The sequence below is a fragment of the Streptomyces blattellae genome (genome assembly GCF_009709555.1).
Classification (GTDB): Bacteria; Actinomycetota; Actinomycetes; order Streptomycetales; family Streptomycetaceae; genus Streptomyces; species Streptomyces blattellae.
On the sequence record NZ_WJBG01000249.1, the window covers coordinates 1 to 25,089 of the forward strand.

The 25,089-nt window shown below is 71.0% G+C and carries 19 protein-coding genes, 1 tRNA gene and 1 riboswitch; of the genes, 12 read left to right on the forward strand and 8 right to left on the reverse strand.

The window, feature by feature from the left end; all coding sequences use genetic code 11:
• Positions 1-122: 122 nt before the first annotated feature.
• Positions 123-1,802, reverse strand: coding sequence for a glycoside hydrolase family 13 protein (locus GFH49_RS37260; protein ID WP_408055986.1), 1,680 nt, complete (start codon positions 1,800-1,802; stop codon positions 123-125).
• Positions 1,803-1,902: 100 nt separating this feature from the next.
• Positions 1,903-2,253, reverse strand: a complete 351-nt coding sequence (locus GFH49_RS37265) for an ABC transporter permease family protein (RefSeq protein ID WP_155060486.1) — start codon at positions 2,251-2,253, stop codon at positions 1,903-1,905.
• Between the two features lie 152 nt (positions 2,254-2,405).
• Between GFH49_RS37265 and GFH49_RS37270 the strand changes: the two genes are divergently transcribed.
• Both GFH49_RS37270 and GFH49_RS37275 read left to right on the forward strand, forming a co-directional pair.
• Positions 2,406-3,440, forward strand: a complete 1,035-nt coding sequence (locus GFH49_RS37270; RefSeq protein WP_230396714.1) for a LacI family DNA-binding transcriptional regulator — start codon at positions 2,406-2,408, stop codon at positions 3,438-3,440.
• A gap of 90 nt (positions 3,441-3,530) precedes the next feature.
• Positions 3,531-3,854: a DUF4190 domain-containing protein gene (locus GFH49_RS37275; RefSeq protein ID WP_155060487.1), complete on the forward strand. Its 324-nt coding sequence runs from the start codon at positions 3,531-3,533 to the stop codon at positions 3,852-3,854.
• A gap of 362 nt (positions 3,855-4,216) precedes the next feature.
• Here the strand turns inward: GFH49_RS37275 and GFH49_RS37280 are convergent, their stop codons facing one another.
• Positions 4,217-4,852, reverse strand: coding sequence for a GTP cyclohydrolase II (locus GFH49_RS37280; RefSeq protein WP_155060488.1), 636 nt, complete (start codon positions 4,850-4,852; stop codon positions 4,217-4,219).
• 131 nt (positions 4,853-4,983) lie between these two features.
• Positions 4,984-5,499 (reverse strand): MarR family winged helix-turn-helix transcriptional regulator, encoded by a 516-nt coding sequence (locus GFH49_RS37285; protein ID WP_155060489.1) that lies wholly within the window; start codon positions 5,497-5,499, stop codon positions 4,984-4,986.
• 65 nt (positions 5,500-5,564) lie between these two features.
• On the opposite strand from GFH49_RS37285, the gene GFH49_RS37290 reads away from it, so the two are divergent.
• From GFH49_RS37290 to GFH49_RS37325, 8 genes are all read left to right on the forward strand, one after another.
• Positions 5,565-6,695 carry a dihydrofolate reductase family protein gene (locus tag GFH49_RS37290; RefSeq protein WP_155060490.1) on the forward strand — a complete coding sequence of 377 codons (1,131 nt, stop codon included), beginning with the start codon at positions 5,565-5,567 and terminating at the stop codon, positions 6,693-6,695.
• 357 nt (positions 6,696-7,052) lie between these two features.
• The gene (locus GFH49_RS37295) at positions 7,053-8,294 is read left to right on the forward strand and encodes an alginate lyase family protein (protein WP_408055987.1); all 1,242 of its coding nucleotides are present in this window, start codon (positions 7,053-7,055) and stop codon (positions 8,292-8,294) included.
• 54 nt (positions 8,295-8,348) lie between these two features.
• Positions 8,349-8,425 (forward strand) — tRNA-Met (locus GFH49_RS37300).
• Positions 8,426-8,580: 155 nt separating this feature from the next.
• Positions 8,581-9,084 carry a DUF4365 domain-containing protein gene (locus tag GFH49_RS37305; RefSeq protein WP_155060491.1) on the forward strand — a complete coding sequence of 168 codons (504 nt, stop codon included), beginning with the start codon at positions 8,581-8,583 and terminating at the stop codon, positions 9,082-9,084.
• 10 nt (positions 9,085-9,094) lie between these two features.
• Positions 9,095-10,153: a hypothetical protein gene (locus GFH49_RS37310; protein WP_155060492.1), complete on the forward strand. Its 1,059-nt coding sequence runs from the start codon at positions 9,095-9,097 to the stop codon at positions 10,151-10,153.
• A gap of 30 nt (positions 10,154-10,183) precedes the next feature.
• The gene (locus tag GFH49_RS37315) at positions 10,184-10,795 is read left to right on the forward strand and encodes a hypothetical protein (RefSeq protein ID WP_155060493.1); all 612 of its coding nucleotides are present in this window, start codon (positions 10,184-10,186) and stop codon (positions 10,793-10,795) included.
• The gene (locus GFH49_RS37320) at positions 10,792-13,950 is read left to right on the forward strand and encodes a helicase HerA domain-containing protein (RefSeq protein WP_155060494.1); all 3,159 of its coding nucleotides are present in this window, start codon (positions 10,792-10,794) and stop codon (positions 13,948-13,950) included. Before GFH49_RS37315 ends, GFH49_RS37320 begins: the two co-directional genes overlap by 4 nt.
• 266 nt (positions 13,951-14,216) lie before the next feature.
• A riboswitch (cyclic di-AMP (ydaO/yuaA leader) is annotated at positions 14,217-14,374 on the forward strand.
• A gap of 11 nt (positions 14,375-14,385) precedes the next feature.
• On the forward strand, positions 14,386-15,429 hold the full coding sequence (locus tag GFH49_RS37325) for a M23 family metallopeptidase (protein ID WP_155060495.1): 1,044 nt from the start codon (positions 14,386-14,388) through the stop codon (positions 15,427-15,429).
• A 427-nt stretch (positions 15,430-15,856) separates the two neighbouring features.
• On the opposite strand, the gene GFH49_RS37330 is transcribed toward GFH49_RS37325, so the two are convergent.
• The 4 genes from GFH49_RS37330 to GFH49_RS37355 form a co-directional block, all read right to left on the reverse strand.
• Complete coding sequence (locus GFH49_RS37330; RefSeq protein ID WP_155060496.1) at positions 15,857-17,143, reverse strand: PrsW family intramembrane metalloprotease; 1,287 nt, start codon at positions 17,141-17,143, stop codon at positions 15,857-15,859.
• Positions 17,144-17,167: 24 nt separating this feature from the next.
• On the reverse strand, positions 17,168-17,983 hold the full coding sequence (gene trmB / locus GFH49_RS37335; RefSeq protein WP_230396715.1) for a tRNA (guanosine(46)-N7)-methyltransferase TrmB: 816 nt from the start codon (positions 17,981-17,983) through the stop codon (positions 17,168-17,170).
• A 219-nt stretch (positions 17,984-18,202) separates the two neighbouring features.
• Complete coding sequence (gene lhgD / locus GFH49_RS39610) at positions 18,203-19,444, reverse strand: L-2-hydroxyglutarate dehydrogenase (RefSeq protein ID WP_196218262.1); 1,242 nt, start codon at positions 19,442-19,444, stop codon at positions 18,203-18,205.
• A gap of 65 nt (positions 19,445-19,509) precedes the next feature.
• Positions 19,510-20,934 carry an NsdA family TPR-like regulatory protein gene (locus GFH49_RS37355; protein WP_155060499.1) on the reverse strand — a complete coding sequence of 475 codons (1,425 nt, stop codon included), beginning with the start codon at positions 20,932-20,934 and terminating at the stop codon, positions 19,510-19,512.
• Positions 20,935-21,627: 693 nt separating this feature from the next.
• Here GFH49_RS37355 and GFH49_RS37360 point away from each other — a divergent pair.
• Together GFH49_RS37360 and GFH49_RS37365 are read left to right on the forward strand one after the other, a co-directional pair.
• A complete protein-coding gene (locus GFH49_RS37360) occupies positions 21,628-23,730 on the forward strand; it encodes an asparagine synthase-related protein (protein WP_155060500.1) in 2,103 nt (700 codons plus the stop codon).
• Between the two features lie 785 nt (positions 23,731-24,515).
• Positions 24,516-25,088, forward strand: coding sequence for a hypothetical protein (locus tag GFH49_RS37365; RefSeq protein WP_155060501.1), 573 nt, complete (start codon positions 24,516-24,518; stop codon positions 25,086-25,088).
• Position 25,089 lies beyond the last annotated feature (1 nt).

Below are 25,089 nucleotides of genomic sequence, written 5' to 3' on the forward strand. Positions count from 1 at the left end.
CTTCGGCGGCGGTGACGGTGTCGTCGGTGACGGCGACGGACAGCGATCCGGCGCCCGCGGCGACGGCGGACACGATCGACTTGGCGAAGCGGGTGTGGCTTTGGGCGGGTGCATCGGCGGCTTCAGGGGTGGGCTGAGGCTGTCCACACGGCGGTGTCGGGGGCGAGTGTGCCGTCCTCCAGCGGTCCGCTGGCCAGCAGTACGGGGGTGGCGGTCGGCAGGGGCAGTGGCCGGGCGGAGAGGTTGACGCGGCATTCGAGTCCTCCCTTGCGGAAGGCGAGTCCGCCGTCGTGGGAGTGCAGCCAGGCGAAGGTCTCGTCACCGCGGAAGCGGCGGCGCAGGGTCAGGGCCGTGCGGTACAGCTCCAGGAAGGAGCCGGGCCGGCCCTGCTGTGCCTGTACCGCGTGGTCGCCCCAGTTGTCCGGCTGGGGCAGCCAGCTGCCGGACGGGCCGAAGCCGTACGAGGGTCCGGAGCGGGTCCATGGGAGGGGGACTCTGCATCCGTCCCTGCCTTTGAGGGTGTGTCCGGTCCGTTCCCACATGGGGTCGCGCAGTGCGTGCGGGGGCAGGTCGGCGACCTCGGGCAGGCCGAGTTCCTCGCCTTGGTAGAGGTAGGCGCTGCCGGGCAGGGCGAGGGTCAGCAGAGCGGCGGCTCTGGCGCGGGTGCGGCCCTGGGTGTCGTCGGGGGTGGGGGCGGTGCCGTCGGTGGCCAGCCATTTGGTGAGGTCGGTGCCTTGTGGGAGGCCGTAGCGGCTGCGGTGGCGTACGACGTCGTGGTTGGAGAGGACCCAGGTGGGCAGGGTGCCGACCAGGTGGGCGTCGGTCAGTGAGGTGTTGATGACCTGGCGCAGGTCGTCGGCGGTCCAGGGGCAGCGCAGGAAGAAGAAGTTGAACGCCTGGTGGAGTTCGTCGGGGCGGGTGTAGAGCGGTAGCCGGGCCGCGCTGACGCCCGCCTCCGCGACGGCGATGCGGGGTGGGTCGTAGGTGTCGATGATCTTGCGCCAGGCGCGGTAGATCTCGTGTACCTCGTCGCGGTCCCAGAAGGGGTGGTCGGTGCCCTGGGGCGGTGAGTTGAGAGGGGCGGAGTCCCGTCCGTTCGTGTTCCGCAGGGGCGGTGCAAGGTCCTTGCGCAGGCCGTGGGCGACGTCGACGCGGAAGCCGTCGACGCCGAGGTCGAGCCAGAACCGGAGGGTGTCCTGGAAGTCGGCGAGGACCTCGGCGTTCTCCCAGTTCAGGTCCGGCTGCTCGGCGGAGAAGATGTGCATGTACCACTGGCCGTCAGGCACCCGCGTCCAGGCGCCGCCGCCGAACTTGGACTGCCAGTCGGCGGGCGGCAGGCTCCCGTCGGGACCCTGTCCGTCGCGGAATATGAAACGGTCCCTGGCCCGTGAACCAGGCGGGGAAGCCAGTGCCTCGACGAACCAGGGGTGCTGGTCGGAGCAGTGGTTGGGGACGATGTCGACGATCAGCTTGAGGTCCAGCGCGTGAGCCCGGGTGACCAGTTCGCGGAAGTCGTCGAGGGTGCCGTGGCGGGGATCGACGTCACGGTAGTCCGACACGTCGTAACCGCCGTCGGCCCAGGGGGAGGGGTAGAACGGCGTGAGCCAGAGCGCGTCGACGCCGAGGCCGGCGAGGTGGTCCAGTCGGTCGGTGAGCCCGCGCAGGTCGCCGATTCCGTCGCCGTCGGAGTCGGCGAAGCTGGGGACGTACACCTGGTAGACGACGGCTTCGCGCCACCAGATGGGGGCGGGGGCGGGGGTGGGGATGGGGATGGGGATGGTGGGGATGGTGGTCGGGGCCACTGGGTCCTCTCGTGCGGTTGCGGTTGCGGGGTTGCGGGGTTGCGGGGTTGCGGTTGCGGGGGTTGCGGTTGCGGTTGTGTGGGGCGGTGGTGGTCGGGGCTCAGCGCTTCGCCGCTCCCGACGTCAGGCCGGAGACGACGGCGCGGCGGAGGACGAGGACGCGGACGCGGACGAGGACGACGATCGGCAGCAGGGCCGTGATCGAGCCGGGGAAGATCGTGCCGTAGGGGACCTCGAACTTGGCGCCGAAGAGCGCCACTTCGACCGGTACGGTGCGGAAGGCGTCCTCACTGCCGAAGGTCAGCGCCATCAGGAACTCGGTGTACGCGGCGGTGAACAGACCGGGTCCGGCCTGCGGCAGGATGATCTGGAGGACAGCATCATCAGGCGGAGGGTGCGGCGCCTTGGGTTGTCGATCACTGCGGCTCTCTTCCTCTCCCGCGCAGCACATCCGGCGTAACACATCCCGCGCAGCACATCCGGCGTAACACATCCCGCGCAACACATTTACTCAAACGCTTGCGTTAGCTTGCGTGACTCCCTGTACCCCGTCAAGGGGCTGGATTGCTCAATCGCTTGCGTGCCCCTTGGTAGCCTGCCTCGGTGAGTGATGAACAGTCAGCTGTGACCATGGCGGACGTGGCCCGGGCAGTCGGGGTCTCGACCGGTACGGTCTCGCGGGCGCTGCGGGGCCTGCCGGGGGTCTCGGAGGCGATGCGCCGCCGCATCCTGCGGGCGGCCGAGGGCCTCGACTACGTGGTGTCGCCCGGGGCCTCCGGACTGGCGACCGGTCGAACCGGCTCCGTCGCGGTCCTGGTGCCGCACATCAGCCGCTGGTTCCACGCCCGCGCGCTGGCGGGCGCGCACCACGTCCTGCGTAACGCCGGCTTCGAGGTGGTGCTCTACCACGTCGAAGGGATCGCCGAGCGCCGGGAGTTCTTCGAGACGCTGCCCGTCCGGCGCAGGGCGGACGGCCTGGTGATCATCGCTCTCTCCCTGTCCGAGAGTGAGATCGCACGGCTGGGCGGTCTGGGCAGCATGCCCGTCGTGGGAGCCAGTACGGACCTCGGCGGACATCCGAGCGTCGGCATCGACGATCCGGCCGGCGCGGCGATGGCCGTCAGGCACCTGGTCAACCTCGGACACCAGCGGATCGGCATGATCCGGGCGACCGACGAGGAAGGCGTCCACCGCGGCGTCTCCCAGCGCCGCCTGGACGGCTATCTCGCGGCCATGGCGGAATGCGGACTGCCCGTGCAGCAGGACTCGATCGTCTCCGCCCCCTGGGGCGTCGACGGCGGCGCACAGGCCATGGCGCAGCTCCTCTCCCTGCGCACGCCGCCGACCGCGGTGTTCGCCGAAGCGGACGACGTCGCGGCCGGCGCCCTGCGCACCCTGCGACGCGCCGCGGTCGACGTGCCCGGGCAGATGTCGCTCATCGGCTTCGACGACAGCCCCATCGCCGACCTCCTCGACCTGACGACCGTCGCCCAGCCCGTCTACGAACAGGGCCTCATCGCCGGCCGGATGCTCGTGGACGCCGTGGAACAGGGGACGATCGCCGAATCCCGACAGCGCCTCGACACCCGCCTGGTGCCGCGTGGCACGACCAGTGCTGTACGTCGGCCGGGGCGCTGATCCTCGGACCGTCCGGTCGCCCAGACCCCGGGACCCCTCCCGACCGTGGCGTGGCAACCTGCCGTCACGCTCACGCCACGAGGAGGCTCCATGTCCACGCCATCGGACCCGGACCCGCAGGTGAACGCTCCGTACCCGCCGCAGGCCGGTTGGCCTGCCTACCCGCCCTACTACGCACCACCCCCTCGGACCAACGGGTTGGCCATCGCGTCCATGGTGCTGGGCATCGTGTGGATCTACTGGATCGGCAGTATCCTCGCGCTGATTTTCGGCTATGTGGCCCGCAGGCAGATCAGGGAGCGCCATGAAAACGGTGGGGGCATGGCCACCGCCGGAATCGTGCTGGGCTGGGTGGGTGTCGGGGTGTTGTCGATCATCTTGGTCGCCGGTTTCATCTCGTACATGGCGTCCTGAAACAGCACGGCTGCCCATCCATCGCGTCCGACCACCGACGACCGGAGCACTGACGTCACGGTCGCCCTCACCCGCGACGCCACCGCGACGCCGATGCCACCGCGACGGTGCCGCCGGATCGTGGCGGCCACGGGTTTCGGTGCATCGCGGAACAGGGCGTGCAGGGAGCGTAGCTGCGGCCCCCGAGAGGATCATGAAGTAGTCCTCGGCCCTCGCCTCGGGAACCTGCTCGGCCACTCACTCGGGAACCTGCTTGGCCACCCGATCGGCCACTCACTCGGCCACCCGATCGGCCGCCCGAGGATCCGTTGCCCCGGTCCGAGGCAGGCACACGACGCAACGTGTCGTGCCCTGCGGCCAGGTCACCCCGCCGTACGCTCCGTCAGCTCGCCCAGCGGCAGGGTGTGCTGGGTCTGGAGCACCTTCGCGCGCAGGTAGCGGACGTTGTGGGCGGTGGTGAACACGCCGGTCGGCACGCGGTCGCGGACGCTGATGCCGAGGTCCCGCAACTGGGCCGCCTTATCAGGGTTGTTGGAGAGCAGGTCGAGTTCGCCGATGCCGAGGGCGGTGAGCATCTGCGCGGCCGCCGTGTAGTCGCGGGCGTCCTCGGGCAGGCCCAGCGCGGTGTTCGCGGCGTAGGTGTCGAGGCCCTGGTCCTGAAGGGCGTACGCGTCGAGCTTGTTGTAGAGGCCGATGCCGCGGCCTTCCTGGCGGAGGTAGAGCAGGACTCCGCCGCGGTCGGCGATCCGCTCGACGGCCTCGCGCAGCTGCGGTCCGCAGTCGCAGCGGGCCGAGCCGAAGACGTCGCCGGTGAGGCACTCGGAGTGCAGGCGCACCAGAGGGATGGGCCCTGGTTCACCGAGGACGACGGCCACGTGTTCCTGGCCGTCGGCCAGTCCGTGGAAGGTGACCAGTTCGGCGTCGACGCGGTAGCCGTCCCCGAAGCGCAGCGGGACGTGGACGCGGGAGCGCTGGGTGGCGGCGGGGAAGTCGGTCATGCGGGTACTCCGGTTCCGGTCCTCAGGCATATCTGCTTCAGATTTGAAGCAGATCCTCGGCCCGGAACACTACCCCATGCTTTAATTTTGAAGCAACTGCTTTGTGGTGTGCGTCAGCTTTGTGATGCGGGTCACGAACAGGGCTTGGCCGACCGGCGTCGCCACGGCACATCATCGGGCGCCGCCTGTGCCGCGTCCCCCTCGAACCCCTCGGCGACCTTGCTGAAGATCCCCTCCATCTGCCTGACCTGCTCCGGTGTCAGCCGGTCGAACAGCAGCGTCCGTACGGTCTCGACATGCCCGGGCGCCGCCCGCTCCAGCATCGTCATCCCCTCGTCGGTCAGCGCCGCGATGCTGCCCCGTTTGTCCCAGCGGCAGTGCTCGCGCCGTACCAGCCCGTCCTTCTCCAGGCGGGTCACGGCATACGTCAGCCGGCTGCGGGTGATCTTCAGCCCTTCCGCGAGGTCGGTCATCCGCAGCCTGCGCTCCGGGGCCTCGGACAGGACGGAGAGGATGGAGTAATACATGTGCGGCATGCCGGCTTCCTGCTGGAGCTGCCGGTCGAGCGCGTCCTCCATCAGGAGGGCGGCGCCGATGTACGCGCGCCAGGCGCGCTGCTCCTCGGGGGTGAGCCAGCGGGTCGTCATGCGTTCAGTGTAGGTTTGTTTCAAACTTGAACCAAGCCCGCCCGTCGCCGAGGTGGAGTACGCAGATGCCCTTCCCCTACGTCCTGCTGTCCGCCGCCGTCTCCCTCGACGGCTGCCTGGACGACACCGGCCCCGACCGCCTGCTCCTGTCCAGCCCGGCCGACTTCGACCGCGTCGACGAGGTACGGGCCTCCGTCGACGCCATCCTCGTCGGCGCCGGCACCATCCGCGCCGACAACCCCCGGCTCCTGGTGAACTCCCCCGAGCGCCGCGCGGCACGGGAGGCCGCCGGCCGGCCCGCCTACCCCCTGAAGGTCACGGTCAGCGGCTCCGGAGACCTGGACCCGACGGCGAGGTTCTGGCACACGGGCGGCGAGAAGGTCGTCTATACGACGGACCGGGGCGCCCAGCGCCTGCACGCGACGCCGGTCGCTGCGGACGTGGTCCCGCTGGGCACGGAACTGGACTGGCGCCGGCTGCTGGCGCATCTGTACGAGGTGCGCGGCGTACGGCGCCTGATGGTCGAGGGCGGCGGGCGCATCCACACCCAGCTGCTCCAGCAGGGGCTCGCCGACGAGTTGCAGCTGGTCCTGGCGCCGCTGTTCGTGGGTGACCCGAAGGCACCGAGGCTGTTCGGCCCCGGGGGATATCAGGGCGGCCGGCTCCGCCTGCTGGAGACACGGCGGATCGAGGACGTCGTGCTGATGCGGTACGAGCCGACAGCACCCGGCGCCGGCCTGCTGGACTCCGCAGCCGACCACCACTGGCTCGCCCTGGCCTGCGAACTGGCCGCGCAGTGCCCTCCTTCCCGGACCGCGTTCAGCGTGGGAGCGGTCGTGGTCGCGGCCGACGGGACGGAGCTTGCGCGGGGCCACTCCCGGGAGGGCGGTGACTCGGTCGTCCACGCGGAGGAGGCCGCGCTGGCGAAGATCGATGCCGACGACCCCCGGCTGTCCGCCGCCACGGTGTACAGCAGCCTGGAACCGTGCGCCCACCGCGCATCCCGCCCCGCGCCGTGCGCCCGGCTGATTCTGGCCGCCGGAGTACGGCGTGTGGTGACGGCGTGGCGCGAGCCGGACACGTTCGTGGTGGCCGCCGACGGCAGCGGGATGCTGGAGGCGGCGGGCGCGGACGTGGTCGTACTGCCGGAGTACGAGGAACGGGCGAAGGCGCCGAACCGCCATCTGCCGGCGTGACCGGAGGGATGGGGGAGCGGAGGGATGGCGGGAGCGGCGAGGACGGCGGGGGACGCCGGGGATGGCGGGGACGGCGGGAGTGGCGGGGACGGCGGGATGGCGGGGACGCCGGGGATGGCGGGGACGGCGGGAGTGGCGAGGACGGCGGGATGGCGGGGACGCCGGGGATGGCGGGAGAGGCGGGAGAGGCGGGGACGCCGGGGATGGCGGGGGATGCCGGGGAACGGCGGGGGACGCTGGGGACGCCGGGAGCGGCGGGGACGGCGGGATGGCGGGAGCGGCGGGGCCTCAACTCCCCTTCGGCCCATCAGATCCTGCGCCCCGTCGCCGTACAGGTGACGCTGCCAATGAGCGGGTGTGGATCACGGTACGGAGGCGGCGATGAGGTCGGTGCGCAGACGGACGGCGGCTTTGCTCACCCTGCCAGTGGCCGCGGCACTCCTCGCCGCCTGCGGGACGGCCGACGGCTCGCGCACCATGGCCCGCGCCCTCCCGCCGGACGCCGAGTTCACCCACCCCGGCGTCCTCGTCGGCAAGGACCAGCTGGCCGCCGTACGAGAGAACGTCCTGGCAGGCAGGCAGCCGTGGCTGAAGGCGTTCCTCGACATGCGGGACAGCAGGTACGGGGCGTACAAGTACCGGGCCGAGCCGTACACGTCCGTGAACTGCCCGGCCGGTGCCATGGCGGGCCGGGGCTGCATCCAGGAGCGCACGGACGCCATCGCCGCCTACACCCAGGCCCTGCTGTTCACCGTCACCGGCAAGCGGCAGCATGCCGTCAAGGCCCGGGAGATCATGGACAGCTGGTCGGCGAGGCTGAAGCGGCACACCGGGCAGAACGCCGGACTCCAGGCCGCCTGGGCCGGGTCCACCTGGGCGCGGGCCGCCGAGATCGTGCGGCACACATCCGGCGCCGACTGGCCCGCCGACCGCGTACAGCGCTTCGAGACCATGCTCCGCACCGTCTACCTCCCCCGCGTCACCCGCCGGGTCCTCGACGTCAACGGAAACCGGGATCTCGTCTCGACCGACGCCGCCATCGGCATCGCCGTCTTCCTCGACGACCACAAGACCTTCGACCACGCCCTGCAACGCTTCCGCGACCGCGTCCCCGCCTACTTCTACCTGCGCAAGGACGGCCCCCACCCGCGAACGGCGCCCGGCTCCGGCATGGACACCCCACAACGGCTGAGGTCGTACTGGTTCCAGCAGTCGACGTACAAGGACGGCGTCAGCCAGGAGACCTGCCGTGACTTCGAGCACGTCGGCCACTCCCTCGCCGCCACCGCGCACATCGCCGAGACGGCCTGGCAGCAGGGCGTCGACCTGTACAGCGAGGTCAAGGACCGGCTCAGGGCCGCCCTGTCCCTCCACGCCCGGCACCAGCTGGGCGAGCCGGCGCCGGCCTGGCTGTGCGGCGGCAAGGTCGCCAGGACCATGGGCCCGGACCTGGAAGTCGTACTGAACCACCTGGAAGACCGCTCCCACGTCTCCGTACCCGCCGCCCGCAGACTCGCCGAGCGGACCCGACCGGCCGGTACCGACGGTCTCTTCGTCGCGTGGGAGACCCTCACCCACGCGGGCGATCCCGCAGCGTGAATAAACGTGTGTGCTGCGTGTCCCGCGGATGACGTACACTGGTGAGCACAACGACGCGGGGTGGAGCAGCTCGGTAGCTCGCTGGGCTCATAACCCAGAGGTCGCAGGTTCAAATCCTGTCCCCGCTACCAAATATGCAGTTCAAGAGGCGCCTTCGAAGTTCTGTTCGAGGGTGCCTCTTTTCTGCGCTGCTTCGGGACTGCCCAAAGGTCTACTTTTGCCGCTGACAGTCTCTGGCGCGTCCCGTAAGCTCCCGACTACTGTGCGCCATAGTTGGGGGGCTTGGATGCTCGATGCCCGACAGCATCAGGGCAAATTCGGCGAAGACTATGTCCGCGTGCTCGCCTCCGCGGCAGGGCTGATCGTCGTGAAAGACGATCTCGACGTGGACGGGATCGACCTCGGGTTCCGTGCCACCGGCCGATACGGGCGGGTGCTGTCACCCACCATCGAAGCCCAGATCAAGACATGGTCGGCGCCGTCCGGCTCGTCGGGCCACCTGGTCTACCGCGGGCTCAGCGAATGGCAGTTCAACAAGCTGGCCGGTCCCGACTTCACCGTTCCCCGGTTCCTGTTCGTCATCTGCGTCCCCGTGGACAAGCAGGCGTACGCGGCCATGACGACCGACGGTGTCGTGCTCCGTCACCTCGGCTACTTCGTATCGCTCCGTTCCGAAAACCGGATCACAGATCCTGATCGTGACCGGAAACGTCCGGTCAGGATTCCGACAGCGAACGTGCTCACCGCCTCTTCGCTGCGCCGGCTCACCGAGACTCAGTCGGACTGGTAGGGGAACCGGTATGACGATTCCGCTGAAGGTCGATGACATCGCCGGCTATCTGGCCGAAACGGGCTGGGAGCGGGATCCGCGAGGCTGGCGCGGTGCGAGCGTGTGGCAACACCCGGGCGACTACGAGGTACTGGTACCTGGCCGCGACGGCATGGGTGACAACGAGCGCCGGGTTCGGGAGATCCTTCGCTGTCTGTCCGCGCTGGAGGACCGGCCGGCGGACGACATCGCCCTGGAGATCGCCAGACCGCAACTGGACAAGCAGTACTTCCGCACGTTTCCCACCGGTCACGAACCCGGTTGCACCTCGCTGCTCCTGGGTGCGCAGGCAGTCGTGGGTGTCCGCAACATCCTGAGCGCGGCGACGCGCACCGTCGTACAGGGTCCGCACTTCGCCTTCGCCGGCAGGCCGCCAAGGGTGGTGGGCGACCTCTTGCGCGCGGCCGAACTCGGCCCCTCGCAAGCCGGGAGCTACGCCTTGGAGATCCGGGTGGCGGCAGATGCGACGGCGCGGTCCGCGAGTGGGGAAGAGGTAGCCGGCCGGACCGTGCTGGTCCAGATGTTTGAAGCGGTGAGCGCCGCCCAGGCGGCCGTGGCAGCGGACGAGCCTGCGGCATTCGACGAAACGGTCACGGCGGGCGTCTCAGCGGATCTGTGCAAGGCGCTCAGCGATCTTTCCGGCTCCGACCGGAGCGAGCCGTTCGAGATCACCTTCCGGTGGGCGCGCGCCCAGCCGCTCGACGCGCCGTCACACGTCGTCGCATTTCCCGGGAGTTCGGGATCGCTTCTGTGCGCGGCGGCCACCCGGCTCCGTGGCCTCAACGCCACCGGTGACGCGACGCTCCGCGGTGTGGTCGAGGGGCTTCACGACGACGCAGCGGGCAACGACCGGTGGCGGATCAAAGTCCGCGGCGAGTTGCGCACCGAACACGCCGAACTGGTCCGGCGGGCCGTCTGGGTGCGGCTCCCGGACCAGGCCTCGTACGACAGGGCGATCACCGTGACGGGCGAGTTGTCCAGCGCGACCGGCCGGGTGGAACTGGTGCCCAGGCGGGGGCTCGGCATCTGAACGGTTTCCGGCTCATCGAGGAGGGGTACTGTGCCGACGGAGTTGACCGTACGCGATCATGCATCGCTGTTCGCCCTGATGGTGGTCGCACGACCGGTGACCAACCGTGAACTGCGCGATCTCGCCGGGCTGGAGATCACCGCGGCGATACGCCGACGAGCGAATCACGATCTCGAGCTGATCGCCACCAGGAAGCGTGGTGCGGTCAACACGCACCAGCTCACTCCTGCGGGCAAGACCTGGTGTGAGTCCGCCCTGGTGGCCGGACGCCCGGATGGAGCGAAGTTTCCGGCCGGCGTGCTCTACGCGGTGCTGGACAGCGTCGGACAGTACCTGGCCCGTTCGGGCACCAAATTCGGCGACTTCTTCAAGCCCGACGTCGAGGGCTGGATCCGCGCTGCATACACGGAACTCACCGTTCGCCGCGAACCAGGCAGCTGGGTCAGACTGTCGGCGCTGCGCCCCTGGCTCGAAGACTCACCACGCGGGGTCGTCGACGCTGAACTCGACCGGATGATCGAGCAGCCGGACGTACAACTGATGGCTGAACTCAACCAGCGCGCACTCAGCGACCAGGACCGGAACGCCGCTGTCGACATCGGCGGCGAACCCCGCCACCTCCTGCGGATCGGACCGGCGTGAACGGGGAGATCGCGGCCCTGGAGACTCTGTACATCAACACCGCTCCGACGCAGGACGAGGTCTGGACGCCGGTGACTTCCTACCACGTCGACGGCCTTCATCCGGAGGTCTCCCGGCGGCTGGCGAGGGCGATGAGCGCTGTTGAGCGCGCCCACTCGCCGGTCGCGGTTGTGGTGCGTGGCGAGCGCGGATCAGGCAAGACCCACCTGCTCGGCTGGACCCGCCACGAGATCCAGGAGCGCGGTGGCTTCTTCTTCTACATCAAGCTCGTGACCGGCCGGGACTTCTGGGAGAGCGCCACCGGCAGTCTCGTCGACAGTCTGTACCGGCCGGACGACGGCGGTCAGAAACAACTTGACCGTCTGCTCGGCGGGCTTTCGCGCCAGTCCGGCCTCGACACGCAGACCCATGACGCCATCATCGGCGAGCGCGAGTTGACGCGCGCCCATGTCGATGCGTTTGTCCAGGGCATCCGGAGGATCGACCGGCAGGTGGGCAACGAGGCCGCCGATACGGCCCGCGCGCTGGCGCTCATCGCCTCCGCCGGCGAGTCCGTGGAGATCGGCAGCGCCTACTTCGCGCTCAATGAAGACGATCGGGGCAAGCGCGCCGCCTGGGGCATGTCACCGCGTGGGCGACCGGCTCAACTCGTGCTCCGCGACCTCACGCGCCTGTTCGCCCTCGTCGGACCACTGGTGTTCGCCTTCGACCAGCTCGACAACCTGGTGTCCGCCTCGGAGACGTCCTCGCTGACTGCGCCCGCTTCCGGCGAGAGCCGGGCGGCGAAACGGCTGAGCAGTGACATCGCCGCAGGCCTGATGGAACTGCGGGAGGAAACCCGCCGGACCCTGATGGTCGTCGCGTGCCACGAGGACACCTGGGAGAAGATCTCCCGGGCGGCGGTCCGGTCCGCCCAGGATCGGTTCGAGGTCCTGCCGGCACTCGGAGCGATTCCCGACGAAGCCACAGCCGCCGCCATCATCAGCAGCCGCTTCTGCCCCCACTACGAGTCGGTGGGGTTCACCCCGCGCCATCCGACCTGGCCGGTCAGCTCGGCCGCGCTGGCCGAAGCGCCGCACCGTTACACCGCACGGCGGCTGCTCGTTCGCGTCGACAAGCACATCGCCGAGTGTCTGCAGCGCGGCACTGTGGCCGAACTGCTCTCCTTGGCGGCCGGAGAGCCCCCGGGAGCCGCACAGTCCCCGGGAGCCGCACAGCCCCCGACGGGGGAGGCCACCGACCTGAGCACCCTGAGCGCTCTGACCGGGTCCTTCGGCAAGCTCCGCGCCGAGGCGGACGATCTCGGGCCGCTCGACGCCGCGACCGAGGACGGGTTGATGCCCGCTCGGCTGGGCGCGGGGCTGCGGAGCCTGGTCAGGGAACTCGGTGTGGATGAGACACGGTTCCACATCGAGACCGATTTCGGCCGCAAGGCGGCGTTGCACGCCCGGTTGCGCTATGTCGTCGAGGAAACCAGTGAGAAGGAAATCCACTGGTCCTTCCGGGCGATCGCCACGGACAACGCCCGTGCCGCCCAGACCCGGATCCGTAACGCCGCTGTGGAGGCCGGGCTCGCCCACCTGGTGAGCCGCCGTCTGATCCTGCTGCGGAACATGCCGTATCCGAGCGGCGCCAAGACCAAGGCGATCAAGGACGACTTCGAGGCGCGGGGTGGGGTGTCGCTACCGGTCGGCGCCGCCGATCTCCGGAGCCTGGCCGCTCTCCGGACCATGCTCGGCGACCGGCCGTCGGGCCTGGACGAATGGCTGCGACGGGAGCGTCCCGCCTCCCGCACCGAGGTCTTCGCGCCGGTGCTGGCCGGATTACGGCAGTATCTCGGCACCGCGTCCACGGAGGCCGGCCTCGGGGCGGGCGCGGACGCGTCGGACACACCGGAGGACGCCGGGCCGGTCCGTCGGGAGACCGCCGTTCGCCCTGGGATCGTCATGGGCACCACGGTTCGGGGGCGCCGTCCGTTTGTGGTGGACACCGAACGGCTCCGGATGCACACCGCGGTGGTGGGCGCGGCCGGATCGGGCAAGACGGTCCTGATCAAGCGCATCGTGGAGCAGTGTGCCCTGCGCGGCGTCTCGGCGATCGTGCTGGATCCGAACGACGACCTCGCCCGGCTCGGTGACCCCTGGCCGCGCTCGCCGGACGGCTGGACGGACGAGGAGGAGCGCGACGCCCGGCACTATTTCGAGGAAGCCGAGGTGGTGGTCTGGACACCGGGTCTGAGCCGGGGGCGTCCGCTCTCCTTTCACCCGCTGCCCGACTTCGGTCCCGTGCTCGGTGACGAGGACGACTTCCCGCGTCTGGTCATGTCGACCGTGACGGCACTCGCCCCGCACGCCGGTGTACGGGGCAGCAGTGCTCGCGCGATCCAGCAGCTGGGGGTCCTGAAACGCGCGCTCGAACGGTACGCGCGCGACGGCGGCCAGGACTTGGCCGGCTTCGTCGAACTGCTCGCCGAGCCCCCGGCCGACATCGTGAACAACAGGACGAGTCGCTTCGCGGTGCAGATGGCGGACACGCTGGAGGCCGCGATGGAGACCGACGCGCTGTTCGGGGAGTCCGGCACGCCCGCCGACCCCGGCCTGCTCCTGACCCCGTCGCCGGGAAAGTCCGCCCGCATCTCGGTGATCAGCTTCATCGGTCTGTCCGGCGAGGGGCCGGCCCGGTTCGTCAGCCGCCTCCAGGCGGCCCTGTTCTCATGGTTCCGGGCACACCCCGCCGCCGACGGTGCCCTGGGCGGACTGCTGGTGATGGACGAGGCGCAGAACTTTGTACCCTCCGGCGCGTCGAATCCGAGCACGGAAAGCACGGTCGACCTCATCCGTCAGATACGCAAGTACGGGCTCGGAATCGTCCTCGCCTCACAGGCACCCAGGGGCATCCACAACCAGGCGCTGGGCAATACGGTGAACCAGTTCATCGGCCGCGTCACCGCACCCGCTCAGATCAACGCGGTCGAGGCCATGGCACAGTCGCGCAACGCGGTCCTCGACACCCTCGGTGGTCTCCCGCGCGGCACCTTCAACGCCGCGACCGAGGGGACCGGATACAGCAAGATCGAGGTGCCGGTCTGCCTCAGCCACCACGCCCAGCCGCTCAAGGAGGACGAGATCATCGAGCGTGCCCGCCGGGGTGTCTGAGCGGGCGCGAGGAGGGAGCGTGATCGTTGTCACCGGGCGTGAGGGAACCATCTCGCTCCGATAACAACTGACACAACGTCAGAGTTGATGTGACAGCTGAGTCGCCGCCGAGGTGCGGTCAACTCGCCCGATTTTCACCGGTCATGACCCGTACGTCCTGGGCAAAAACGTTAACGATCAAGCGGAACCGCTTGGAATCCGGCCCCCGCGTCTATTAACGTTCGATAACGCAGCGCGGTCGTCCCAGCCGTCACAAGAGGCGGCTCCGTGCGCACGCGCCGAATCCCGCAAGGGAACCGGGGAACCACCACCTTGGGGTGAATCGCGTGGATGCCGCCGTGGAAGCACGGTTGGTATACGCGCGTAGGAGACCTTCCTGCTCCGAACCCGTCAGCTAACCCGGTAGGCGAGAAGGAAGGAAAGGAGTACGCCTACGTGGCGTCCAACCGGCCTGCCCCAGAGGCCCCCTTCGTGCCGAGTCAGCGCCCCGCCGACACCCTTGTGTACGGCGGCCACCGCACCGACGACGAGGGCCCGCTGGAGGAGTGGAACCCCACCGAGGAGTCCATTCGTCCTGTACGCGGCCGGCACCGCGTCAGCAAGCAGCGCAATGGCGGGTTCGCCCGCAGCTCCACGGTTCTGGGCGTCGGTGTCATAGCCGCCGTCGGCGCCGGCGGCATGGCCAGCGCCAACACCGGCAAGCCGCCGGTGTCCATCTCCATGCCCGACCTGCCGTCCGTGGGCTCGATCATCTCGGACGACTCCGCCGATGACACGGCGGACACCGCGACCGCGCTCAGCAACGTCAGCGTGGCCTCCACCACCGACAGCGAGCAGAGCACCGCCGACGCCGGTGAGGCGCTGCGGTCCCGGATCCTCGCCCAGGCCGACGATCAGCAGGCCCAGGTCGAGGCCCAGGCCGCCGAGGCCGCGCAGGCCGCGGCCGAGAAGACTGCCGCCGAAGCGGCCGCCAAGGCGGAGCGGGAGGCCGAGGCCAAGGCCGCCGCCGCGAAGCAGAAGGCGGAGGAGGAGGCCGCCGCCAAGGCGGAGGCCGAGCGGCTCGCCCAGCTGGCCAAGCAGTACGCGCTGCCGACCTCCTCGTACACCGTCACGTCGACCTTCGGTCAGGCCGGTTCCCTCTGGTCCTCCGGCTACCACACCGGCCTCGACTTCGCCGCCCCCACCGGCACGCTCATCAAGGCCATCCACAGCGGCACGATCACCGAGGCCGGCTGGGACGGCTCCTACGGCTACAAGACCGTCCTCACCCTCGATGACGGCACCGAGCTGTGGTACGCCCACCAGTCCTCGATCAGTGTCAGCGTCGGCCAGAAGGTCGCCACCGGCGATGTCATCGGCCGCGTCGGCGCCACCGGCAACGTCACCGGCGCCCATCTCCACCTTGAGGTCCACCCCGACGGTTCCAGCAGCGGCATCGACCCGATGGCCTGGCTGCGGAGCAAGGGGCTCAACCCCTGAGGCAGTTCTGCTCCGCTCCGGAGCGCGCGGTCCTGTGAGCCTGTGCCTCCCTTTTCCCGGCAGTTCTGACGACGACCCTCGACGTCAGGGCTGCCGGTTTCCGCTTCCGCCCCAGCTGCGGGCAGTCGTGCCGCCTGGGGCGGCATGGGTGGGCGATGAGGTCCCCCCGCCTGAGCGAGGCCGAGAGTGGGGGAGGCACCCCGCAAACGCCGAGCTGCGCACCCCACCTCCCGGCAGTGGCGCCGGGCCGCGCGTCCAACTCCTCGGCCGTAGCGTCGGGTTGCGTATCCACCCTCGGTAGTAGCGTCGGGTCGTGTGCCCCGACCCCTCGGCAGCGGCGTCGGGTTGCGCACCCCACCCCCGGCAGCAGCGCCGGGCCGCGCGTCCAACTCCTCGGCGGTGGCGCCGGGCCACCTCGCAACGCGGTCTACGTCCTATACGGGTTGTACGCCGGATACGTCAGCGCGTTCCCATACCCCCCGTACACCGGCAAACGCGGCGCAGTCACCCGCGCCGCATGGTCCAGCGCCGGCCCCGCGACCCCCCGCCGCTGCCACAGCTCATCCAGCAACTCCCGCTCCCGTGCGACGAAGTCGGCGCCGGCCCGCCCCCGCCGCCCCCGATGCCGCAGAAACGCCAGCGACGTCGCGTACGCCTCGTACTGCGCCACCGCCCGCCCCGCAGGCCTGCCGAAGTTGTGGCGGGCGTAATTTCGCGCCAGCCGTCGCGCCCGCATCGACCCGAGTACGAAGGGCGCGGCAGGCCTCAGCCAGCCCGCCGTGACGTACGCGGGCAGCTCGGCCCGTACGGTCCTCAGCTCCCGCTGCCGCGTCCAGATCACCAGCCAGGTCAGCAGCCCGAACGCCGGCACCATGAAAACGGCGTACACGGCGAAGAACCCGTACTCGCCGAAGCTCGACGAGCCGTTCCACATCGCGTGCATGGCCATCGCCAGCAGCAGCCCGGACAGCGGCAGGAGCACGCGCCGGACATGCTGCCGTTCTGCCGAGAGCGCGGCGACTCCGAAGCCGATGCCGGTGAGGACGGTGAAGAGCGGGTGCGCGAACGGCGACATGACGATGCGGACGAAGAACGTCGCCGCGGTCACGGAGGCGATGCCGCGGTCGCCGGTGAGCTGGTCGGTCCCGAAGGCCGTACCGAGGTAGAGGATGTTCTCGGTGAACGCGAAGCCGGTCGAGGTGACCCCGGCTATCACCACCCCGTCGACGATCCCGGTGAAGTCGCGTCGCCGGAAGAGGAAGACGAGCAGTACGGCAGCCGCCTTGGCCGACTCCTCCACGATCGGGGCTATCACGGTCGCCCCGAGGGTGTCCGCACTGGACGGATCCGCGGTGGCCGTCGCTATCCATCTGGTCGCGAAGCTGTTGGCGACGATCGCTATCAGCGCCGCCGCGCAGGCGCCCCAGGCGAAGGCGAAGAGGAGATTGCGCCAGGGGCCGGGTTCGACCCGGTCGAGCCAGCGGAAGGCCGCTATCAGCAGCGGCACGGGGAACACCGACAGCCCGAGCCCGACCAGGAACCCCTCCGTGCCGGTCTGCTCGCGCACCAGGGCGAGGATGACGAGCCCGGAGAGCGCGAGCAGCGTGCTCAGGGCGCCGTACCGCACCCATCGCTTCTGCCACCAGTGCGCGTGCCGCAGTACGACACCGGCGGGATCTCCGGTGTGCGGCGGATACAGCGGACTGGTGGCCACGGCTTTGACCCTAACGAGGGAAGGTTACTGGGGACCTTCATCCGATACGCGACGGAAGAGCAGGTCGTTCACGACATGTCCCTTGTCCAGCCCTTGGCCCTCGAAACGGGTGAGCGGCCGGAAGCCGGGACGCGGCGCGAAACCGCCGTCGCGCTGTGTGTTCACGAAGTCCGGGTGCGCGGTCAGTACCTCCAGCATCTGTTCGGCGTACGGTTCCCAGTCGGTCGCGCAGTGCACGGTCGCCCCAGGCTTCAGCCGGGACGCGGCGAGACTGAGGAACTCCGGCTGGATCAGCCGCCGCTTGTGGTGCCGCTTCTTGGGCCAGGGATCGGGGAAGTAGACGCGCAGCCCGTCGAGGGAGTCGGGGGCGAGCATCTCGCGGAGCAGGATGATGGCGTCGCCGTTGCCCACACGGATGTTGGACAGGCCGTGGTGGTCGGCGAGGCTGAGCAGATTGCCCTGGCCGGGGGTGTGCACGTCGACGGCGAGGATGTTGGTCCCGGGGTCCGCCGCCGCCATCTGTGCGGTGGCCTCCCCCATCCCGAACCCGATCTCCAGTACGACGGGGTTCGCGTTCCCGAACAGCTCGGTCAGCTCGATGGCCCGCCGCCCGTCGATGTCCAGGCCCCACTTGGGCCACAGCCGCTGCAACGCGTCCGCCTGCCCCGCGGTCACCCTGCTCCGCCGCGGCTGAAAACTCCGAATCCGCCGCTCGAAATGAGACCCGGCGGGATCGGCCTTCGGCCCATCGGGGAAACGCGGCTCCCCCTTGGCACGGGTGTGACGGACGGGGATGCCGGGGGCGTGATCAGCTTCGGGAGCGTGGTGAATGTCAGACACAGTAGGTCGATTTTAAGGGGGCCGGCCAAGCGGCGGGCGTTCGTGTCTATGAGGGCTCACCCAGCTGCGGGCAGTCGTGCCTCCCCCAGTGCCTTAAGGGCCTGGGGGGACCCCCAGGGCGGCACGGGTGGGCGCAGGCGGCACCCCGCCCAGCGCCAGCCCGCGCTGCCCCGTCAGTGTCGGCCCCCGCACCCCACCCAAGCACCATCCCCGCTGCACCTAATCCCCGCCCAGCACGGCCAACGCCCGCCGCGCCACCTCCCGCCCGATCGGCAGTGAAGCCGTCGCCGCAGGTGACGGCGCGTTGAGGACATGCACCGCCCGGTCCCCCTCCCGGATCATGAAGTCGTCCACCAGCGTCCCGTCCCGCAACACCGCCTGCGCCCGTACCCCCGCCGCAGCCGGCACCAGATCGTCCCTCGTCACTGCCGGCATCAGCCTCTGCACGGCCTGTGCGAACGCGTCCCTCGACGCCGACCGCCGCAGTTCCCCGGCCCCGTACCGCCAGTGGCGCCGAGCCATCCGCCACACCCCCGGCCAGACCAGCACCCCGCCGAGCTCCCGCACCCGCACGGTCCCCCAGCCGTACCCCTCGCGGGCCAGCGCGGGCACCGCATTCGGCCCGATGTGCACACCCCCGTCGATCCCGCGCGTGAGATGCACCCCGAGGAACGGAAACGCCGGATCCGGCACCGGATACACCAGCCCCCGGACCAGCTCCGGCCGCGCCAGCGAGAAGTACTCCCCGCGGAACGGCACGATCCGCATCCCGGGATCGTCCCCGGTCAGCCGCGCCACCTCGTCGCAGTACAGCCCCGCGCAGTTCACCAGCACCCGCCCCCGGACCACCGCCCCGTCCCGCGTCCGTACGGCCACTCCGAGTGCCGGGCGCCGGTCCACGCGGACGACCTCCGCGCCGTACCGGATCTCCGCCCCGGATGCCTCGGCCAGCTGCCGGGCGACGCCCACGAAGTCGCACACGCCGGTCGTCCCGACGTGTATCGCGGCGACCGAGCGCACCTCCGGCTCGTACTCCGCGACCTGGGCGGGGCCCAGCTCCCGCACCGGAATGCCGTTCTCCCGGCCGCGCTGCACGAGTGCGTGCAGCCGCGGCAGCTCGTCCCGGTCCGTGGCGACGATGAGCTTGCCGGTGACGGCGTGCGGGATGCCGTACTCCGCGCAGAACTTCACCATCTCGGCGGCGCCCCGCACCGCGTACCGCGCCTTGAGCGAGCCCGGCCGGTAGTAGATCCCGCTGTGGATGACGCCGCTGTTGCGCCCCGTCTGGTGCCGGGCCGGTCCCCCCTCCTTCTCCAGCACCGTCACCCGCGTCCCCGGCGCGGCCTGCGTGATCGCATACGCCGTCGACAGCCCGACGATCCCGCCGCCGACCACGAGCACGTCACAGTCGTCACCGCTCCCGCGCCGCACCTGCACCACCTCCCGCTTCCGATAGTGCACTGCGCCACTGACAGTCGCTTCAAACAGTCACTTCAAACGCAGGGATCCGCGGCGCCGGGCGGCTCCTACGCCGGAGCCATCAACAGGGGCCGAGCCCGCTCCCTCAGCTCGACGACCCGCGGCTCATCCCCGTACGGCTCCAGCCGGTGCAGAAGATCCTTCACATATTCGGTGGTGCGAGCCGACGAGATGCGCCCGGCGACCTCCACCGCCCGCACCCCCTGCTCGCACGCCGCGTCAAGATTCCCCGACTCCAGCTCCGCGACCGCCGACACCACCAGCCGCAGACCGTGCGACCGCACGAATTCCTCCGTCGGCTTCGACAGCGCCTGCTCGGTGAAGCGCCGCACCTGTCGCGGCGCCTTCAGATCGCGATAGCACTCCGCCGCGTCCGCGGCGAAACGGTCGTACGAGTAGAAGCCCAGCCAGGACGGATCGTTGTCCCCCTCCCGGGACCGCTCCAGCCATCCCTCGGCGGCTTTCAGGGCCGCCCCGGCAGCCTGCGCGTCACTCGCGCGCGCATGCGCGCGCGCCTCCACCAGGCGGAAGAAGCTCATGGTGCGGGCTGTGGCGAGCCCGCGGTTGCGTTCCAGCGCGGCCTGCGCGAGATCGACGCCCTCGTCGCCGAAGCCGCGATACGTCGCCTGGAGCGACATGGACGCCAGCACATACCCCCCGAGGGGGACGTCGGCCGCCGCGCGGGCGAGCCGCAGGGCCTGGATGTAGTACCGCTGTGCGGCCTCCTGCTGACCCGTGTCGAAGGCCATCCACCCGGCGAGGCGGGTGAGTTCGGCACTCGCCCCGAACAGCGCCCTGCCGACCTCGTCCGAGTACGACCCCAGCAGCAGCGGTGCCGCCTCCACCCGTAAACACTCCGGAACCATCGACGAACGCCAGTCGCCGCCCCCGTACTTGGAGTCCCAGCGCCTGGCGTCCTCCGCGGCCTCCCGCAGCTTCTGCACATCGCTGTGGCCGACTTTGTGCGGTGACCCGGAGCCCTCGGAGGGGCTCGCGTCGCGTGCCACCGAGCTGTCGGCCGGGGTTATCAGCCACCGGGAGGCGGGCGTTGCGTATGCGCTGACTGCGAACGACCCCGCCAGCGACTGCCAGATGCCGCCGGAGCCGGCCCGGCGCCCGGCGAGGTCGAGACGGTACAGCTCGGTCGCCGACTTCACGGCCTGCCCGACGTCTCTGGGGAAGGCGAGGCCCACCTCCGGTGCGGGATCCGCGTCCGCCAGGCCTATCTCGTGCAGCGGCACCGGGCGGCCGAGCTTCTGGCCGATGGCGGCGGCGATGAGGTGCGGCGCCGCGCCCTGCGGCACCATGCCCTTCGACACCCAGCGCGCCACCGACGTCTTGTCGTAGCGAAGAGTCAACCCGCGTTGAGCGCCGAGGTCGTTGACGCGTCGCGCGAGTCCTGCGTTGCTGATTCCCGCGAGGGCGAGAACGGCGCCGAGTTTTTCGTTCGGCCCGCGTTGCTCCCTGGACATGCGCCACCCCTCGACACAGACGGCTGCCGCGCTGGCATAACCACGCGGCATTCGTAAACCCAGCGTAGTTCGCCGCATCCCAAGCGTTAAGGGGCATTCTTCCGGATGGCGGGATTGTGGTCCGTACTGAAGTGCGGCTCAGGTACGGACTGTTGTGGCGTGCTCCCGCTGTGTGGCTGTGCGCCCGGCCGTGCGCTCTTCTCCGGCCATCGGGGAAGCGGTTCCATGGATCGTGCGTGGGTCGGCCCGCTGTACTGGATCCAGCGGGCTGGGGGACACCGCCGCCTACATCCCCGCGGGCGGCGGACCGGTCCGGGAGGCGAACTCCGCCTCCCGGACTGTGCGTACGTCCTGCGAGGGGCAGGGCGTGTACGGAGCGTGCACGGAGCGTGTGCACGCGCGCCCTTGCGTCGGGGATTTGGCCGAAAATCGACCCCGCCCTCTCTGGGTGATCAGCCCTCCCACCATGGGAGTTGAGGGCGCATCCGGGGTTTTTGGGGAGCGTATCGGGGGCGCATTCGAGTCGCAGATGCCTTCTCCCGTGCGGGTGTTCGGGCGATTCCGGGTATCTCCTCAGAGGCGCGTTTCCCGAGCACAAGCGGTACCGCCGCCCCTCTGGGGCGCGTCCTTCATGGCAGCATGGTGAACCGGTTCGTGCGGTGCACTGGTTGTCCACAGCCTGTGGAGGCGTCGATGCGGTGGTTTGTGGGATGGAGCAGCACCGCCGCGGGTGCCGTCGAGCCCGGATCGGCCGGAGCGACCGGTTACGACGGCGAGAGCCTGCACCCGGTGGGCTCCCAACTCCTGTGGGGCGACCCCGATCCGCTGTGGGCGGTCGGCGACTGGCGCCCGGACGAGGTGCGGGTGGTGAAGGCCGACCCGCAGACCCGGATCGCGGTGCTCGGCACCTGCGGTGCGACGGACGAGGAGCTGCGGGTCGGGCTGTTCGCCGCGCGCGGAGGGGCACTTCGGCATCTGACCGCCTGGCCCGGCAGCTATACGGCCGTCGTCCAGGTCGGGCGGCGGATCACCGTCTGCGGTGATCTGGCGGGCGCCAGGCCCGTGTTCTACACGCCCTGGGCGGGCGGTACGGCGTATGCGACGGCCGCACTGCCGCTGGCCGATCTCATCGAGGCCAATCTCGACTTCGGGCACCTGGCGGCGCTGTTGGCGGCCCCTGATGTGCCGGCCGCCCTGCACGACTCCACCCCTTATGACGGCGTACGGCGCATTCCGCCGGGGCATGCGCTGATCCTGCGCACCGGGGCGCGCGAGATCGCCGGGTACGAGCCGGTCGCCTCCCTCGCCGTCGCCGCGCCCTCGGCCGACCCGGACCACGCGGTCGACGCGGTGCGCGACGCGCTCATCGAGGCCGTACGCGCGCGTCTGTCCGCGCCCCGGCATGTGCCCGGCGCCGACATAGACCCCGGGCCGGTGCCCGGGATGGGGCCTGCCGAACGGCGTGCCGCGCGCGGGATGCCGGTTCCGGGGATCGGGGCGGACCTGTCAGGGGGGCCCGCGTCGGGGACGCTGGCGCTGCTCGCCGCCGGGCTGCCGGGGATGCCGGGGACCGTGCTCGGGCACGGCACGGGGGCGGGGGAGCGGCTGCTGGCCGTGACCTTCAACGACCTGACGGTGGGCGGCCGGGAGGCCGAGCTGGAGCGGGCGGGGGCGCTGGCGGCGAATCCCCGGCTGCACCATGTGGTGGTGACCGGGGGCGAGGAGACGCTTCCGTACGCCGATCTGGACGGGCCGTTGACGGACGAGCCGGGTCCCTGCCTGGTCACGGCGGCCCGGCATCGCGCGCGGCTCGCCGCCGGCAGCGCGGACCACTTCACCGGGCACGGCGCCCGGCAGGTCCTGGACGCGCACCCTGCGCGCCTCGCCGATCTGCTGATGGACCGCAAACGGCGGCATCTGGTGCGGCCGGTGGCCGCGCTGGCGAAGGCGGACGGGGGGTCCGTACTGGTCCCCGCGCGCGTGTACGGCGCCGCCCGGCGGCTGGCGCGTACGCCGTACCGGGCGGGGCTGGAGAGCCTCGCCGAGCGTCTGCTGCGTCGGCGCTTCGACGAACCCGGAGGTGCCGTGGGGGCGTCCCTCGCCGCGCTCACCTGGGGCAGACCGGGGCCCGCCGCCCGGTGGCTGACCGGTGAGGCGCTCGCTGAAGTATCGGTTCTCCTGCAGGGGGCGACGAATCGCTCGGGCGTCGGGCCCGGGCAGCGGCCCGGTGACTACCGCGCGCGTGCCGCGCTCGCCCGTCAGGCCACGGACCTGCGGGTCCTGGAACAGGCCGCCGAGATCCGCTTCCAGCGCCTCCACGCGCCGTTCCTCGACAACCAGGTCGTCCGAGCCTGCCGCGCACTTCCCGAGGCACTACGGGTACGCCCCGGCGCGCGCGCCGCGATTCTCCGTACGGTGCTGGAGGGCGCGGGCGTCACGGATCTCCCGCCGGGGTGGGGCGCCCCCTCGCACGCCTCCTCTGCCGCCGCCGCCCGCATGGGGCTGCGGGTCTCCGCGGAGACCCTGATGTCCCTCTTCGGCACGCCTCTCCTCGCCGAGGCCGGTCTCGTGGAAGCCCGCGTCGTCCGCAAGGCCATCCGCGCGGCGGCCGAGGGTGAGCCGTTGCCCCTGGACGGCCTGGCCGACCTGGTCTCCCTGGAACTGTGGCTCCGCCGCCTGCTCGCCCGAAGGGGAACCTGCTGGACCGGAACCCCGGCACGCACCCGCGCGGTACCGGCCGGCATCGCGCCCCAGGGGCGGGCGCTGGGGGCTGGGGCTGCGGCTCGGCGGGGGTGAGCGGGCCTCCGGCGGGGAGCGGGGGTGCGGGAGCGCCTTCCGGCGGGGGCGCGGGGTGGGGGTGGGGGTGTACGGCCGCCGGTCGCATTCGCCCATGGCAGCGCGTGCAGCGCTCCGTACGGGGCTGCTCCGGGGTGCCTTCCGGCGGGGGTGCGGGTGACCTCTTCGGGGAGCGGGGGTGCCTCCCGGCGGGAGGCGCGGGCTGGTGGGGGCGCGCGTAGCGCCTTGGGTTCGTGGTGGAGGCGGGGCCGCGGCGGGGGTGTCCGTCCTCGGAACGTCGCGGCTCGGTCCCTCGGCCGGTTGCCCCGCGTTGACGCGACAACCGCTGCGGGCGGGCACCCCCACCACGTCGGCGGGCACCACCACGTCCTCTTCCCCCCCGTTCGCGACCGCGGGTCCGCGTGGGCGCATGTGCGGCACCCTGGGTCGTCCGGCCGGCCGTGTGGCGACTGGGAGTGCGTGGGCTCATCGGCGGTACGCCGGGTGGCCGCGTAGGCGGTTGCGGGTGCGTGGCGGCATACGCGGCACGCCGCGCAGTCGTGCCGTCAGGCTGCGGGCGGTCCTGTGTCTGGGGGCGGCGCCCGCCTGGCAGGCGGTGAAATGGCCCGCCCGGCTGCGGGCAGTCGTGCCGCCTGGGGCGGCACGGGTGGGCGCAGGCGGCAACCCGTCAGCGCCGGGCTGCGCGACCCACCAGATCTGCATGACGTGGATGCGCGCATACGACGCCAACGCCCTGGCCGGCACCGCACGAACCCCGTTCGGGCCGGCAGCAGAGTCTTCGACGATTGACCCCGAGCGCCGCCGCCGACCGGTACGGAGTGGCGGACGCCCGGGCGTTCGTCCTGATGCTGCGGGCCCACACGGCTCCGGAGGCGCACGATGGCGCACGCGCGCGGGAGCTGTGCGAGGCGACCCGCGCGGAGACCGAGCACGGCACACCGCCGCCTCAGTTCACGGTGGCGCAGAACGCGCTCGACGCGCTGGTCACGGCCGCCGAGTCCGGCCCGCAGCACGGACTGCCGATCCTCGCGGACACGCTGGGCGAGGCGGTGGGCCGGCGGTGCGCCGAATGGAGCACGGCAGAACTCGTCGAAGCGCGGCGCGGTTCGTGTCCGAGCTCGGCGACCACGCCCGCGCCGTCCGCCTGCTCGCTGCCTCAGAGGACTGGCGGGAGGGCCACCCCCGCCCCCTGCCGGGCCGCACGATGGCCGAGCGGACCGAGGCCGCCGCTCGCCTCCGCCCTGGACGCCGGCCGGTACGCCGCCGAGCGCGCCCGGGGTGCCGCCCTCACCCCTCGTGATGTGCAGAACGAACTCGCCGAAACGGTGCGCAGCCACCCGGCCGGGCAGGCGCCGTGAG